Raw genomic sequence first — 14,252 nt, 5'->3', positions numbered from 1 at the left:
TCGACGACGAGGGGATCCCACATGGGCACGATCACGATCACGGGAGGGTCCGGCCGGATCGCGACGAGCATCCGCCCGCTGCTCCTGGCCGCCGGGCACGAGCTGCGGCTGCTCGACGTGGTGGAGCCGCCGACGCCGCTCGCCGCGGGGGAGACCGCGGCCATCGTCGACACCACGGACGTCGACGCGTGCACGGAGGCGTTCCGCGGATCCGACCTGGTCGTGCACCTCGCGGCGCACGCGTCGGAGCGCTCGTGGGAGGCGATCCAGTCGGTGAACAACGACAGCTCGCACGCCGTGCACGAGGCGGTCGTGCGGGCGGGCGTGCCGCGGATCCTCGCGGCCAGCTCGGTGCACGCGGTCGGCTTCCTGCCCGCCGTCGACGCCGCGCGCGAGGACGTCCCCGCCGCCCGGCCGGACACCTTCTACGGCCTCAGCAAGGTGCTGCTCGAGGGGCTCGGCAGCCTGTATGCCGACCGGCACGGGCACGTCGTGGTGAGCGTCCGGATCATGACGGCCGAGCCCGAGCCGTCGCAGGCCCGCAGCGTCTCGACCTGGCTCTCCGCGGGCGACGCCGCCCGGCTCGTGGAGGCGGTGCTCCGCCTCGACGAGCCCGGCCACCGGATCGTGTGGGGCGTCTCCCGCAACACCCGCCGCTGGGTCTCGCTCGCGGCGGGCGAGGCGATCGGGTTCCACCCGGAGGACGACGCGGAGGTCTTCGCGCACCGGTTCCCGGAGCTCGGCGAGGACACGTCGCCGCCGGCGGGCGTGCTGCTCGGGTCGATCTTCACGGAGGTCGAGCTGGGCTCCGACATGGCGTGACGGCCGCCGCGGCTGCCCGCCCGGAGGCCGAGATGTCTGCTCATGCCTGCGGATCCGCAGCCGCGCCATCGCGCTCCTCTGCCTCGCGACCGCGCTGCTCGCCGCGCGGATCGCGCCGACGGACCGCTAGCCGGACGCGCCGGATCGACCGAACGGTCCGGATTCCTTTCGCGATCACGAGACCTCGGGGATTCCGAGCCGGGACGGCTTAGCCTCACTCAGGAGGTCGAGACGCCCGGACCCGACGGGCGGCCTCCATCGGGCCGGCGCCATGCGCCCCCGCGCCACATCACAGGGAGAAGGGCCCCATGCACTCCACCGAGCTCCGGATCGACGGGCAGTCGTTCCTCCTCTCCGCGGACGAGGACCTGGACGCGCTCCGGGCGCGCATCTCCGACGCGGTCGCGCGCGGGGCGGGCTTCGTCGACTTCACGACCGTGCGGGGCGAGGGGGTCTCGGTGCTCCTCAGCGGGCGGTCGTCCGTGCTGATCACCATCCAGCAGCACCGGGACGACGAGCCGGCGGCGGGCCTGTCCGCCATGATGACCGACCCCGACCTCTACAGCCTGGTCTGACGCCCGCGCCGCGGTGTCCGGCTACCGGGCCCGTGGCACCCGCGGCCTCGCGGGCGGCACCGGCTCACGCCGAGCGGTCGGGCTCCGGCACGAGGTGGAGGCCCGCGGCCGTGTTCGCCGTGTGCATCAGCGCGTCGACCCACGCGAAGTCGATCGCCGGGGGCCGGCTGCCGGCGTAGACGAACTCCAGCGGGATCTCCGGGGCGATCCAGATCGTGCGGCGGCCGTCGCCCTCGGCGGCCGGGTTCTTCCAGGAGAACGCGAACGACTCCCCGCGCCGGAGCTTGTTCGTGATGACGATCTGCAGGTGCGCGAGCGCGCGGTCATCCAGCTGCGTGCGGCTCTGCGAGTCGTAGACGAGGTGGCCCACGTGCGGTCCCTTCCCGGGCGTCGATCCCGGAGCGGGTCCCCCGGAAGGCGCCCCGTGCGGTCCGCGACCCGTGCACCGGGCTCCCGCATGCGGAGTGCGGGATGATCCGCGGACCGTCTCCGAGGGCGTGACGCGAGCCTAGGGAACCAGATGCGTTGGGGGCAAATCATTGGCTCCCATACGCCCGCGGGATGGGCGCGCGGGTGTCGCGGAGGCCACCTCCTCGCCGGCTCGGCGCCCCTCCGACCCGACGTACGCTGAACCCATGCGGTCCTTCCGACGTGCGGGATCCGCACGCACCCCCGAGCCCGGCGACGGCTCGATGCCCGACACCCGCGGCCCCGCCCGCGCCCCGCGCCCGAAGCTGCCGCGCGACGTGCTCGTCCTCGGGATCATCGCCTTCTTCGTGATGGTCGGCTTCGGCGTGGTCGTCCCCGTGCTGCCCGTGTACGCGCGCAGCTTCGGCGTCGGCAGCTTCGAGATCGGCGCCGTCATCTCGGCGTTCGCGCTCATGCGGCTCGTGATGAGCCCGTTCGTGGCGCGGATCATGGACGCCGTCGGCGAGCGGACCGTGCTCGCGGTGGGCCTCGCGATCGTCGCGCTCTCCTCCGGCCTCGCGGGCCTCGCGCAGGACTACGTGCAGCTCCTGCTCCTCCGCGGCGCGGGCGGCATCGGCTCGGCGATGTTCTCGGTCGCGGCCATGACCCTGCTGCTCGGCTCGACGGATCCGACCCGCCGCGCCCGCGCGATCGGCTTCTACCAGGGCGGCTTCCTCATCGGCGGCATGGCCGGGCCCGCGCTCGGCGCCCTGCTCGCGACCGTCTCGCTCACCGCTCCCTTCTTCTTCTACGCGGCCACGCTCGCCGTCGCGAGCGTCATCGGCCTGCTGCTGCTCACGAAGCGCACGCGCGAGGTCGCGCCCACGGGCCCGGTCGAGCCGCCGCGCGCGTTCGGCGAGGTCCTCCGCGACACCCGGTACCGCGGCGCGCTCCTCGCGAACCTCGGCAACGGGTGGGCGTCGATGGGCGTCCGCAGCTCGCTGATCCCGCTGCTCGTCGTCGAGGTGATCCGCGCGCCCGCCGCCTCCACCGGCATCGCCTTCGCGTGCGCCGCCGTCGTGCAGGCGCTCGCGCTGGCGCCGGCCGCGCGCTTCGTCGACACGGTCGGCCGCCGCCCCGCGATCATCGGCTCCTTCGCCGTCGCCGGCGTGCTGATGATCGCGATCCCCTTCGCCCCGAACGTCCTCGTGCTCACGATCCTGCTCTGCCTGTTCGGCGCCGCCGCCTCGTTCATGGGCACGGCCCCGGCGGCCGCGGTCGGCGACGCGGCGGGCGGCCGGAGCGGCCGACCCGTCGCCGTCTTCTCGATGGTGTCCGACCTCGGCGCGATCGTCGGCCCGCTCGTCGCCGGGTACCTCGCCGACGCCGTCTCCTTCCCCGTGGCGTTCGCGACGGGCGCCGTGCTGCTGCTCGCGGCGTCCGCCTACGCGCTGCTGCGGATGCCCCGCGTCGAGCGCACGGACGCGCCCGCCGCCGCCTGACCGCGGGTCGCGCGCGGGTCGCCGCGCGCGCGATCCCGTCCCCGCGCCCCTCCTCCACAGCGGGATCGGTGGCCGCGGAGGTCGTCCCCGGACGTCATGCGCAGGATCCGCCCCGGGCGTTCCGTATCCTCGACACCGTGACGACTCCCCCGAAGCCGCTTCCCCTCGAGCACGACTCCACCCGCGACCACACGCGCGACGCCGTCGAGCCGGCCCTCCGATCGGACGTCAGCCACCTCGGCGGACTGCTCGGCCGGGTGCTCCGCGAGTCCGGCGGGGAGGAGCTCCTCCGCGACGTGGAGCGCCTCCGCGAGCTCGTGATCGACGCGTACGAGAGCGCACGCGACGCCTCCATCGACGACGCCGAGCGGCTCGTCGCCACCTTCACGCCGGAGCGCGCCGAGCAGGTCGCCCGCGCGTTCACGTGCTACTTCCACCTCGCCAACCTCGCCGAGGAGCACCACCGCGTGCGCGTGCTCCGCGAGCGCGAGGCCGCCGCGGGCTTCGTGCCCGACTCCATCCCGGACGCCGTCGGCACGCTCACCGAGGAGCTCGGCCGCGAGGAGGCCATGCGCCGCCTCGGCGAGATGCGCTTCCACCCCGTGCTCACGGCGCACCCCACCGAGGCGCGCCGCCGGGCCGTGGCCACGGGGATCCGCCGCATCGGCGACCTCCTCACCGAGCGCGACGGCGCGGTCGCCGGCACGCTCACGGCGGCCGACGTCGACCGGCGCCTGCTCGAGGAGATCGACGGCCTCTGGCGCACGTCGCCGCTGCGCACCACGCGCCCCACGCCGCTCGACGAGGTGCGCACCGCCATGGGCGTCTTCGACCAGACGCTCTTCGAGGTCGTGCCGCGCGTCTACCGCCTGCTCGACGACTGGCTCCTCGGCGAGGAGGCCGGCGTGCGCGAGGCCGTCGCGCCTGCCTTCTTCCGGCTCGGCAACTGGATCGCCGCCGACCGCGACGGCAACCCGTACGTCACCGCCGCCGTCACCGAGGAGGCTGCCGGCATCGCGAGCGAGCACATCCTGCTCGGCCTCGAGCGCGTCGCGCTCCGCGTGGGCCGCTCGCTCACCCTGGGCGACGCGGACACCCCGCCGAGCGCCGGGCTCCGCGAGCTGGCCGCCGCGCAGGACGCGCTGGCGCCGCACCTCACGGCCCGCATCGGCACGCGCGCACCCGCCGAGCTGCACCGCCGCGTGCTGCTCGTCATCGCCGGCCGCCTCGCCGCCACGCGCGAGCGCCACGACGACCCCATCGCCTACCCGTCGGCCGCCGAGCTGCTGGCCGACCTCCGCGTGCTGCAGGCCTCGCTCCGCGGCGCGGGCGCGCACCGCATCGCGGGCGGCGAGCTGCAGGGCCTCATCTGGCAGGCCGAGACCTTCGGCTTCCACCTCGCCGAGATGGAGGTGCGCCAGCACTCGCAGGTGCACCGCGAGGCGCTCCGCGAGGTGCTCGCGGGGGCGGAGGCCGATGCGTCCGGCGGCGGCGCGTCCGGCGACGCCGCCCCCGGGCTCGCGCCCATGACGATCGAGGTGCTCGACGTGTTCCGCACGCTCGCCCGCCTCCAGGACCGGCACGGCGTCGCGCCGTTCTCGCGCTTCATCGTCTCGTTCACGCAGTCGGCGGACGACATCCGCACGGTCCACGAGCTGGCCGCGCTGGCCCTCGGCTCGGCGGAGGCGGCTCCCGTGCTCGACGTCATCCCGCTCTTCGAGACGTTCGCCGACCTCGACGCGAGCACGGAGATCCTCGACGGCATGATCCGGCTGCCGCAGGTCGCGGCGCGCCTCGCCGCCACCGGCCGGAAGCTCGAGGTCATGCTCGGCTACTCCGACTCGTCGAAGGACGTGGGGCCCGTCTCCGCGACCTTCGCGCTGTTCGACGCGCAGGCGCGCATCGCCGCCTGGGCGCGCGAGAACGACATCGAGCTCACGCTCTTCCACGGCCGCGGCGGCGCCCTCGGCCGGGGCGGCGGGCCGGCCGACCGCGCCGTGCGGGCCCAGCCGCCGGGATCGGTCGACGGCCGCTTCAAGCTCACCGAGCAGGGCGAGGTGATCTTCGCCCACTACGGCGACAAGCGCATCGCCGCCCGGCACATCGAGCAGATGGCCGCCGCCACGCTGCTCGCGAGCGCCCCGTCGAACGAGGAGCGCAACGCCGTGGCCGCCGAGGGCTCGGCCGACATGGTCCGCACCATGGACGAGGCGTCGCGCGCCCGGTTCTTCGAGCTCGTGAAGGCGCCCGGCTTCGCGCCCTGGTTCGCGCAGGTCACGCCCATGGAGGAGATCGGGCTGCTCGCGCTCGGCTCGCGGCCCGCCCGGCGCGGCCTGTCCGTCGAGTCGCTCGAGGACCTGCGGGCCATCCCGTGGGTGTTCGCGTGGACGCAGGCGCGCATCAACCTCACGGGCTGGTTCGGCCTCGGCTCCGCGCTGGCCGCCGTCGGCGACGTCGACGTGCTCCGGAAGGCCTACGACGAGTGGCCGCTGTTCACCTCCATGATCGACAACGTCGAGATGTCGCTCGCCAAGACCGACGGCCGCCTCGCGGAGCGCTACCTCGCGCTCGGCGACCGGCCCGACCTCGCGGCCCTCGTCACCGAGGAGATGGAGCTCACGCGCGAGTGGGTGCGCAAGGCCACGGGCCGCGGCGAGATCCTCGAGGGCCGTCCGGTGCTCCGCCGCGCGGTGCGCCTGCGGAGCCCGTACGTCGACGCGCTGTCGCTGCTCCAGCTCCGGGCCCTCCGCGCGCTGCGCACGGCGGCGCAGGGGTCGCCCGAGCAGGGCGCGCCCGGCCAGGCCGACCCGACCGATCCCGACCACCGGCTCCTCCTGCTCACCGTCAACGGCATCGCGGCGGGCCTGCAGAACACGGGCTGATCCCGCTCCGCCCCTGTCCCGCACGCGACGACGGCCGGCCCCCGCGGGGACCGGCCGTCGTCGCGCGCGCGGGAGGCGCGGGAGGCGCGGGCTACGCCGCCCCGACCTCCCGGCGGATGGCCGCCGCGAACCGGTCGATGTCGTCCTCGGTGGTGTCGAACGAGCACATCCAGCGCACCTCGCGGCGGGCCGGGTCCCAGTCGTAGAAGCGGAACTCGCCGCGGAGGCGGTCGGCGACGCCCTCGGGCAGGATCGCGAACAGGCCGTTCGCCTGCGTCTCCTGCGTGAACGCGACGCCGTCGACGCCCTCGAGCGCGGCGCGCAGACGCGCGGCCATGCCGTTCGCGTGGCGCGCGGAGCGGAGGTAGAGCGGCACGCCGTCGACCTCGGATCCGAGGAGCGCCAGCAGCTGCGCGCTCACGAAGCGCATCTTGGAGGCGAGCTGCATGTTGAGCTTGCGGAGGTAGGTCAGCCCCTCCGACGCCTCGGGGTCGAGCACCACGATCGCCTCGCCGTAGAGCAGGCCGTTCTTGGTGCCGCCGAAGCTGACCACGTCGACGCCCGCGTCGGAGGTGAAGGCGCGGAACGGCGCGTCGAGCGTGGCCGCCGCGTTCGACAGGCGGGCGCCGTCCATGTGCAGGCGCATGCCGCGCTCGTGCGCGTGGTCGGCGATCGCCCGCACCTCGGCCGGCGTGTAGACGGTGCCGAGCTCGGTGGTCTGCGTGATGCTCACGGCGAGCGGCTGCGCGCGGTGCTCGTCGCCCCAGCCCCACGCCTCGCGGTCGATCAGCTCGGGCGTGAGCTTGCCGTCCTCGGTCGGCACCTGGAGGAGCTTGATCCCGGCGACGCGCTCGGGGGCGCCGCCCTCGTCGGTGTTGATGTGCGCGGTGGTCGCGCAGACGACGGCGCCCCAGCGCGGCAGCATCGAGAGGAGCCCGGTGACGTTCGCGCCCGTGCCGTTGAAGACGGGGAACGCCTCGGCGCCGCGGCCGAAGTGCTCGCCGACGACCTCCTGCAGGCGGGCCGTGTAGGCGTCGCCGCCGTACGCGACCTGGTGCCCGCCGTTCGCCGCGGCGATGGCCTCGAGGACCTCGGGGTGGATCCCGGAGTAGTTGTCGGAGGCGAAGCCGCGGGCGGCGGTGTCGTGGAGGTGGAGGGGGGAGACGGGGGTGGTGGCGTCGGCGTCGGTCACGGATCCATCCTCGCCTACCGGCGGCGCGCGCCCGTCCGCCTGCGTCGCGCCGACCTCCGGTGCCGCCCCGCCGCCCGCCGGGCGCCGCTACGCCGGGAAGCCGTGCAGCGCGACGTGCTGGATGAGGATCACCGTCTTGCCGTCGGCGATGCGGCCGTCCGCGATCATCGCGAGCGCCTCCTCGAGCGTCACCTCGATCCGCTCGATGTCCTCGCCCTCGTCGGCCACGCCGCCGCCCGCGCCCACGACATCGGCGGGCGCGTACGCGGCGAGGTAGTGGTGCACGCGCTCCGTCACGGATCCGGGGCTCATGAAGAGGTCGAACAGGTGCGTGAGCGCGACGACCTCGACGCCGAGCTCCTCGCGGGCCTCGCGGCGGATCGCGTCCTCGGGGGAGTCCTCGTCGAGGAGGCCGGCCGCGGCCTCGACGAGCATGCCGTCCGGGTGGCCGTTGACGTAGGCGGGGTAGCGGAACTGGCGGGTGAGGAGGAGGCGGTGCGTGTCGGCCGCGTAGAGGAGCACGGTCGCGCCGTCGCCCCGGTCGTAGGTCTCGCGCTGCTGCTCCTGCCAGGTGCCGTCGCGGAGCCGCAGGTCGAGCGTGGTCCGGCGGAGCACGTGCCAGCCGTCGGAGGTGACCTCGACGCGCTTCACGACGACGTCGGGGCTGCGGTCGAGGTCCATCCCGCGGGTGTGGAGGCGGGTGCGACCCCGTGAGTCGGGCAGGGTCTCACCGGGGTGCTTCATGCCCCCATCCTCGCGGCCGGACCGCGGGCGGCGCGTCCGCCGGAGGTCGGACCCGGCAGCTCGCGGGGCCGGTGATCCCGCTGCCGCCTAGAGCGTGCCCGCGAGCACCCCGCCGTCGACGCGCACCGCGGCGCCGTTGGTCGCGGACGCCAACGGGCTCGCGAGGTACGCGACGAGGCTCGCGATCTCCGCCGGCTCGATGAAGCGCTCCAGGAGGCTCGTCCGGTTGGCGCCGATGACCGCGTCGCGCATGTCGGACGTCGGCACCGCGCGCGCGGCCGCGATCCCCGCGACCGTCGCGGCCACGCCGTCGGACCACGTCGGCCCGCCGATGACCGAGTTCACGGTGACGCCGGTCCCGCGCGTGCGCTTCGCGAGCCCGTTGCCGAGCGCGAGCATCGCGGCCTTCGTCACGCCGTAGTGGATCATGTCGGCCGGCACGTCGACGCCGGACTCGCTGCTCACGAAGACCACGCGCCCCCAGCCCCGCTCGAGCATCCCGCCGAGGAGGCCCCGTGACAGGCGCACGCCGCTCATCACGTTGACCTCGAGGTACCGCGCCCACTCGTCGTCGTCGACGGAATCGAACTCGGCGAGGCCGAAGAGCCCGACGTTGTTGACGAGGATGTCGACCTCGCCGAGGTCGGCCAGCAGCCGCGCGACCTCGGCGGGCTTCGCGAAGTCCGCGACGAGGCCCGCGGGATCCGCCCCCGGGTGCTCGCGGCGGAGGCGCTCGACGGCGGACGCCACCCGCGTCGCGTCGCGCCCGTTGACCGTGACGCGCACCCCCTCCGCGGTCAGGGCGGACGCGATCGCGTACCCGATGCCCTGCGTCGATCCGCTCACGAACGCCGTCCTGCCCTGCAGCCGCATGTCCATGCCGACCCCTCTCGTCACTTGCCTGGTCAACTGAGCATGGCGCGATTCGCTTGCGCAGGCAAGTCAGCGTCGGGCGTGCCCTACGCTGGGAGCATGGCGACGACGGCGGGATCCGAGGGCCTCAGCCCCGAGCAGATGGAGGTCTGGGCGTCCCTGGCCACGCTCATGCAGCGGCTCCCCGCGGCCCTCGACGCGCAGCTGCAGAGCGACAGCGGCCTCACCCACTTCGAGCACGGCGTCCTCTACGCGCTCGACACCGCGCCCGAGCGCACCCTCCGCATGAGCACGCTCGCGGGGTACGCGAGCTCGACCCTGTCCCGGCTCTCGCGCGCCGCGACGCGCCTGGAGCGGAAGGGGTGGATGACCCGCGAGGCCGACCCGACGGACGGCCGCTTCACCCTCGCGCGGCTCACCCCCGCGGGCCACGAGCAGGTGGCACGGGCGACGCCGGCGCATCACGCGCTGGTGGGCCGGCTCGTGTTCGACGCGCTGACCGAGCGGCAGGCACGGCAGCTCGGGGAGATCGGCCGGCGGCTGTCGGAGTCGGTCAGCGCCGCTCCCGCCTGGCGGCCGCTCGGCAGCGGTGAGGCCGACGGCCGCGACGACCGCGCTCGCTGATCAGGCGCGGCCCTGCAGGATCAGGTTCCAGTAGACCCACGGCAGCAGGTAGCGGTCGGCGACGAACGTCATGCGGCGCTCCTTCGCGAGGCCCGTCCAGAGCGGGATCGAGGGCTTCGGGCGGTAGCGGTCGTCGAACTCGGCGAACACGACGGTGGAGCGGGAGACCACGAACGGGCACACCGAGTACCCGTTGTAGACCTGCGGCAGCGGCTTCCCCTTCCGCGCCGCGACGAGGTTCTTCGCGACCGTGGTGGTCTGCTGGCGGAGGGCGCCGCCGGACTTCGAGTTCGTGGTGGCGGCGGCGTCGCCGAGCGCCCAGACGTCGGGGAAGCGGGGGTGGCGGAGGGTCAGCGGATCCACCTCCACGAAGCCCCCGGCGTCGCCCGGGGCGGCGAGGCCCGTGCCGGCGAGCCAGTCGGGCGCGGACTGCGGCGGCACGGCGTGCAGCACGTCGTAGGCGAGGGTCTCGCGGTGCACGTCGGGGTCGTCGGCCTGGACGGCGTGGTCCGGGCCGAGGAGCGCGCGGCCCCGGTCGTCGCCCGCGATCTCGACGGTGCGGGCCGCCGCGTCGACGGCGACGAGCTGGCGGCCGTAGCGCACCTCGATGCCGTACTCGGCGACCTTGCGCTCGAGCTCCCCGTCGATGAGCGGCATGCCGAACATGGTGGGGGTCGGCACCACGAGGACCACGCGGATGTCGTCCAGCACGCCGGTCGCGCGCCAGTGGTCGCAGGCGAGGTACATGGGCTTCTGCGACGCGCCGGAGCAGGTGCCGGGGCCGTCGGGCTGCGTGAAGACGACCGTGCCGGAGCGGACCTCGCGCAGCACCCGCGAGGCCTTCGCGGCGTAGTGGTGCTCGTAGTTGGAGATGCCGACGGGCGACGCCATGGCCTCGACGAGGCCGGGCACGGCGTCCCAGTCCTTCTGGATGCCGGGGCACACGATGAGCTGGCCGTACCCGACGCGCTGCCCGGACGCGAGCGCCACGGTCTTGGCGTGCGGGTCGATGCCGGCGACGCGGTCCTGGATCCACGTGACGCCCTTCGGCGTGACGGATCCCTGCGGCCGCGTGGCCTGCGACGCGCGCGCCGTGCCGCCCGCGACGTGGGAGAACATGGGCTGGTAGTAGTGCGTGTCGCGCGGCTCGACGACCGCCACGTCGGAGACGCCGAGGCGGCGCAGGCGCCCCGCGACCGAGAGCCCCGCGTTCCCCCCGCCGATGACGAGGACGTCGTGGTGCGGGGTCGTGCCGGGGGCATCGGTCATGGGCTCACCCTAGGTGCGGGGTGTTACGCGCTGCCGGGGCGGTGTCCGGTCCTCTCCTCGACCAGCCGGCCCTGCACCCGCACGTCGAACGGGCCGTCGAGGCCGGGCTCCGCGGCGAGCTCGTCGCGCACGCGCTCGCCCACCGCGCGGATTACGTCCGCGGCGGGACGGTCGGCCGCCGTCGCGACCTGCGTCGCGACGGTCGTGAAGCCGGCTCGGCGGTCGACGTCCACCAGCACGTCGGGGGCCCGGAGGCGCAGGCGGCCCGCGATCGCGACGGCAGCCGCCTCGAGGATCGGCTGCGCGGGGTAGACGCCCGTCACCCCGTCGACCCCGCGGACGGCGGCCGTGAGGCGACGGGACAGGTCGGCGTCGTCGAGCATCATCCGGCCTCCTCGGGTGGGGCGGCCGCGGCCTCGGCGGGCGGCCGGATGTCGTCCACGGTCACGTCGACGTCGCCCACCGTCAGCTCGGCGTGCCGGGCGAGGGCGTCGCGGATCCGGATGCGCAGCAGGTCGGCGACCTCCGCGACGGGCAGCGGGAACTCCAGCGTGCAGGTCACGTCCACGCGGATCACGGCACCGGGCGTGCCGACGTCCCCGTGCAGGGCGCAGCGGCCCATGATCACGCCCGGCGTGCCGTCGCCCGCGCGGCGGACGATGCCGCGCACGGCCGCCTCCGTGAGCGTGAGGCGCAGGGTCGGGTCCGGGTGGGAGATCGGGATGTCGCGACCCGAGCGGACCTCGGCGCCGATGGCCTCGAGGAGGCCGGAGATCCACGCGGCGTCGCGGTCGGGGTCGCGGTCGGCCTCGCGGCGGAGGCCCTGGGCGGAGAGCTCGGAGAGGCGGGCGAGGTTGGCGAGCGCGAGCCGGCAGGCGGCGGACCCCTCGATGGCGGGGTCGAGCGGCGTGCGGCCGCGGTGGAGGTAGTCGGCGAGCTCCTCGATGGTCCGGCCGTCGATCAGGCCGTCGGGGCCGTCGGGGCCGTCGGGGTCGTCCGGTCCGTCGGTCGGGGACCGCCCGTCGTCGGGCGGGTCGGGGCGCATGCGCGCGTCCTCCGTCATCGCCATGCCTCCAGTTCGCGGAGCAGGAACCGCCGAGCGCGGGCCAGCAGGCCGCGCACGGTGGAGAGGGGGAGGTCGAGCTCGTCCGCAATCTCCTGGTAGCTGAGGCCCGCCGTCTCCCGGAGGAGCCAGCACCTCCGCTGGTCGCCCGGCAGCCTCCCGACAGCGTCCCACACGGCGTCCATCTGCAGCCGGGTCTCGACGATCCGCTCCGGGCCGCGCGCGTCGGGGGTCGGCGGGTCCCAGTCGTCGATGTCGTCGTGGTGACGGCGGACGCGGATCCGGTCGATGGCCTTGTGCGTGACGATGCGGATCAGCCACGAGCGGACGCCCGCCGGGCTGTCGAGCTCCCCGAGCCGCCGCCAGCCGGTGAGGAACGCCTCCTGCACGACGTCGTCGGACTCGATGTCGGAGCCGAGGATCCGCGCCGCGTACACGCGCATGAGCGGGCCGTGCCGCCGGGCCAGCTGCGCGAACGCCTGGACGTCGCCGTCGGCTGCCCGCGACGCGAGGGTGGCGTCGGCCGCGTGGAGGAGCGGGTCCTCGTCGGTGCCGATGATCGCCTCCTGCCGTTCCCCGCGTGCCGTCGTCCGCCGCGCGCGGTCGGCGCGGTGCCCCGGTGAGAGTGTGCACGACGGTCGCCGAGGGGCCGCCCACGATGGCCGCAAAGCGCACGGGCGTGCTCGACGGTGGCCACGGAGCGAAGCGGGGACGCTCCGGCCTGGAGGAACGCTGGGCGTGCGGGACGGGGCCGCGGGACGGTTCGTCTCCTTGACGTGCCGGTCATCCCGCCGGCACCGCGATCCTCCGGGATCGCGCTCGTCACCTCCCTAGGAGCACCCATGACCGACGTCACCCCCGCCCCCGCCTCCCGCCGCGCCGCCGCCGAGCGCACCCCCGCCGGATCCGCCGCGGGCCGGAACACCATCGCCGACGGCGTCGTGGAGAAGGTCGCGGGCATCGCGGCCCGCCAGGTCCCCGGCGTGCACGACCTCGGCAACGGCGCGGCCCGCGCGGTCGGCGCGATCCGCAACGTCATCGGCCAGCAGGACCGCGGCCAGGGCGTCTCCGTCGAGGTCGGCGAGAAGCAGGTCGCGGCGGACATCGTCGTCGTCGCCGAGTACCCCGTCGCCCTGCAGGACCTCGCCGACCGCATCCGCGCCTCCGTCACCGACGCGATCTCGCAGGTCGTCGGCATGGACGTGACCGAGGTCGACGTCACCGTCGCGGACGTCCACATCCCGTCGGACGACGACGAGGACGACGCCGAGCGTCGCGTCCGGTAGCGCCATCCGGCGACGGGACCGGGCCCGCCCCGGTCCCGTCACCGCGCGCGGGCCCTCCCGCCGCGTCCCCGCGCCGCGCCGCGCGGCCCCCGATCCCCCCGCACGTACCATGAGGACCCCACCCGATGAGCAAGTCCACCCCCTCCGCGAAGGCCCCCCGCGACACCCCCGCCCAGGGCCGCGGCCGGAAGGCGACCTCCGCCGACCGTCGACCGTCCGCCGCCGCCCGCCACGGTGCGGAGGCGTTCGGCACCTTCCTCCTCGTCCTCGGCGGCGTGGGCACGGCGCTCTACGCGTCGGCCTTCCCCGACGACGCGAACGCCACGGGCGTCGGCCTCCTCGGGGTCGCGCTCGCGTTCGGCCTCACGGTCATGGCGGGCGTCGCCGCGGTCGGCGGGATCTCCGGCGGCCACTTCAACCCCGCCGTCACGGTCGGCCTCGCGATCGCCGGCCGCATCGGCTGGCGCGAGGTCCCCGGCTACGTCGTCGCGCAGATCCTCGGCGGGGTCCTCGCCTCCAGCGTCCTCGCGCTCATCGCGGCCGACGGCCCCGCCGGCTACCTCGCCGCCGCCCGGGACGCGGGCTTCGCGTCGAACGGCTACGGCGACGGGTCACCCGGCGGCTTCGGCCTCGCCGCGGTGCTCGCGACCGAGGTCGTCCTCACCGCGGTGTTCGTGACCGTGATCCTCGCCGTGACGGCGCAGGAGGCGTACGCGGCAGTGGCGCCGATCCTCATCGGGCTCACGCTCACCCTGGTCCACCTGATCAGCATCCCGGTCAGCAACACCTCCGTGAACCCGGCGCGCTCCCTCGCGGCCGCGATCTACGGCGGGCCGACCGCGCTCGCGCAGCTGTGGGCCTTCGTCGTCGCGCCGCTGGTCGGCGCCGCGATCGCCGGGCTCGCGCACCGCGTCCTGGCCCGCGCGGCCGACGTCCCGGCCTGATCCCGCATCCCGCACCCGCACCCGCACCCGCATCCGCATCCGCATCCGCACCACCGAAGGAGCACCGC

At 75.1% G+C, this 14,252-nt stretch carries 15 protein-coding genes; 7 read left to right on the top strand and 8 right to left on the bottom strand.

Annotated elements, in window-relative coordinates; translation table 11 throughout:
• Positions 1-21 precede the first annotated feature (21 nt).
• Both QFZ62_RS09050 and QFZ62_RS09045 read left to right on the top strand, forming a co-directional pair.
• Positions 22-822 carry an NAD(P)-dependent oxidoreductase gene (locus QFZ62_RS09050; RefSeq protein ID WP_307504512.1) on the top strand — a complete coding sequence of 267 codons (801 nt, stop codon included), beginning with the start codon at positions 22-24 and terminating at the stop codon, positions 820-822.
• 308 nt (positions 823-1,130) lie between these two features.
• A complete protein-coding gene (locus tag QFZ62_RS09045; protein ID WP_307504509.1) occupies positions 1,131-1,397 on the top strand; it encodes a hypothetical protein in 267 nt (88 codons plus the stop codon).
• A gap of 64 nt (positions 1,398-1,461) precedes the next feature.
• Here the strand turns inward: QFZ62_RS09045 and QFZ62_RS09040 are convergent, their stop codons facing one another.
• The gene (locus QFZ62_RS09040) at positions 1,462-1,767 is read right to left on the bottom strand and encodes an ATP-dependent DNA ligase (protein WP_307504507.1); all 306 of its coding nucleotides are present in this window, start codon (positions 1,765-1,767) and stop codon (positions 1,462-1,464) included.
• Positions 1,768-2,032: 265 nt separating this feature from the next.
• Between QFZ62_RS09040 and QFZ62_RS09035 the strand changes: the two genes are divergently transcribed.
• The gene (locus QFZ62_RS09035) at positions 2,033-3,307 is read left to right on the top strand and encodes an MFS transporter (RefSeq protein WP_307504504.1); all 1,275 of its coding nucleotides are present in this window, start codon (positions 2,033-2,035) and stop codon (positions 3,305-3,307) included.
• Positions 3,308-3,444: 137 nt separating this feature from the next.
• Complete coding sequence (locus QFZ62_RS09030; protein ID WP_307504501.1) at positions 3,445-6,189, top strand: phosphoenolpyruvate carboxylase; 2,745 nt, start codon at positions 3,445-3,447, stop codon at positions 6,187-6,189.
• 91 nt (positions 6,190-6,280) lie between these two features.
• Here the strand turns inward: QFZ62_RS09030 and QFZ62_RS09025 are convergent, their stop codons facing one another.
• The 3 genes from QFZ62_RS09025 to QFZ62_RS09015 form a co-directional block, all read right to left on the bottom strand.
• Positions 6,281-7,381, bottom strand: a complete 1,101-nt coding sequence (locus QFZ62_RS09025) for a low specificity L-threonine aldolase (RefSeq protein WP_307504498.1) — start codon at positions 7,379-7,381, stop codon at positions 6,281-6,283.
• A gap of 87 nt (positions 7,382-7,468) precedes the next feature.
• Complete coding sequence (locus QFZ62_RS09020) at positions 7,469-8,125, bottom strand: NUDIX domain-containing protein (protein ID WP_307504496.1); 657 nt, start codon at positions 8,123-8,125, stop codon at positions 7,469-7,471.
• 87 nt (positions 8,126-8,212) lie between these two features.
• Positions 8,213-9,004, bottom strand: coding sequence for an SDR family NAD(P)-dependent oxidoreductase (locus QFZ62_RS09015; RefSeq protein WP_307504492.1), 792 nt, complete (start codon positions 9,002-9,004; stop codon positions 8,213-8,215).
• 93 nt (positions 9,005-9,097) lie between these two features.
• Between QFZ62_RS09015 and QFZ62_RS09010 the strand changes: the two genes are divergently transcribed.
• Positions 9,098-9,622, top strand: a complete 525-nt coding sequence (locus QFZ62_RS09010; protein WP_307504489.1) for a MarR family winged helix-turn-helix transcriptional regulator — start codon at positions 9,098-9,100, stop codon at positions 9,620-9,622.
• Here QFZ62_RS09010 and QFZ62_RS09005 read toward each other — a convergent pair whose 3' ends face one another.
• Genes QFZ62_RS09005 through QFZ62_RS08990 form a run of 4 tightly spaced genes read right to left on the bottom strand, consistent with a single transcriptional unit; the run spans position 9,623 to position 12,511 of the window.
• Positions 9,623-10,891: an NAD(P)/FAD-dependent oxidoreductase gene (locus tag QFZ62_RS09005; RefSeq protein ID WP_307504485.1), complete on the bottom strand. Its 1,269-nt coding sequence runs from the start codon at positions 10,889-10,891 to the stop codon at positions 9,623-9,625.
• Positions 10,892-10,914: 23 nt separating this feature from the next.
• A complete protein-coding gene (locus QFZ62_RS09000) occupies positions 10,915-11,277 on the bottom strand; it encodes a hypothetical protein (protein ID WP_307504482.1) in 363 nt (120 codons plus the stop codon).
• Positions 11,274-11,936: a hypothetical protein gene (locus tag QFZ62_RS08995; protein WP_307504479.1), complete on the bottom strand. Its 663-nt coding sequence runs from the start codon at positions 11,934-11,936 to the stop codon at positions 11,274-11,276. Before QFZ62_RS08995 ends, QFZ62_RS09000 begins: the two co-directional genes overlap by 4 nt.
• 14 nt (positions 11,937-11,950) lie before the next feature.
• A complete protein-coding gene (locus QFZ62_RS08990; RefSeq protein WP_307507746.1) occupies positions 11,951-12,511 on the bottom strand; it encodes an RNA polymerase sigma factor in 561 nt (186 codons plus the stop codon).
• A 285-nt stretch (positions 12,512-12,796) separates the two neighbouring features.
• On the opposite strand from QFZ62_RS08990, the gene QFZ62_RS08985 reads away from it, so the two are divergent.
• Both QFZ62_RS08985 and aqpZ read left to right on the top strand, forming a co-directional pair.
• Positions 12,797-13,240, top strand: coding sequence for an Asp23/Gls24 family envelope stress response protein (locus QFZ62_RS08985; RefSeq protein ID WP_307504476.1), 444 nt, complete (start codon positions 12,797-12,799; stop codon positions 13,238-13,240).
• Between the two features lie 125 nt (positions 13,241-13,365).
• The gene (gene aqpZ, locus QFZ62_RS08980) at positions 13,366-14,184 is read left to right on the top strand and encodes an aquaporin Z (RefSeq protein WP_307504474.1); all 819 of its coding nucleotides are present in this window, start codon (positions 13,366-13,368) and stop codon (positions 14,182-14,184) included.
• Positions 14,185-14,252: the final 68 nt, after the last annotated feature.

Origin of the sequence: Clavibacter sp. B3I6, from assembly GCF_030816895.1 — a bacterium.
Taxonomy (GTDB): domain Bacteria; phylum Actinomycetota; class Actinomycetes; order Actinomycetales; family Microbacteriaceae; genus Clavibacter.
The sequence above is the reverse complement of the archived record's forward strand: the minus strand, read 5'-3'. Positions and strand labels throughout refer to the sequence as shown.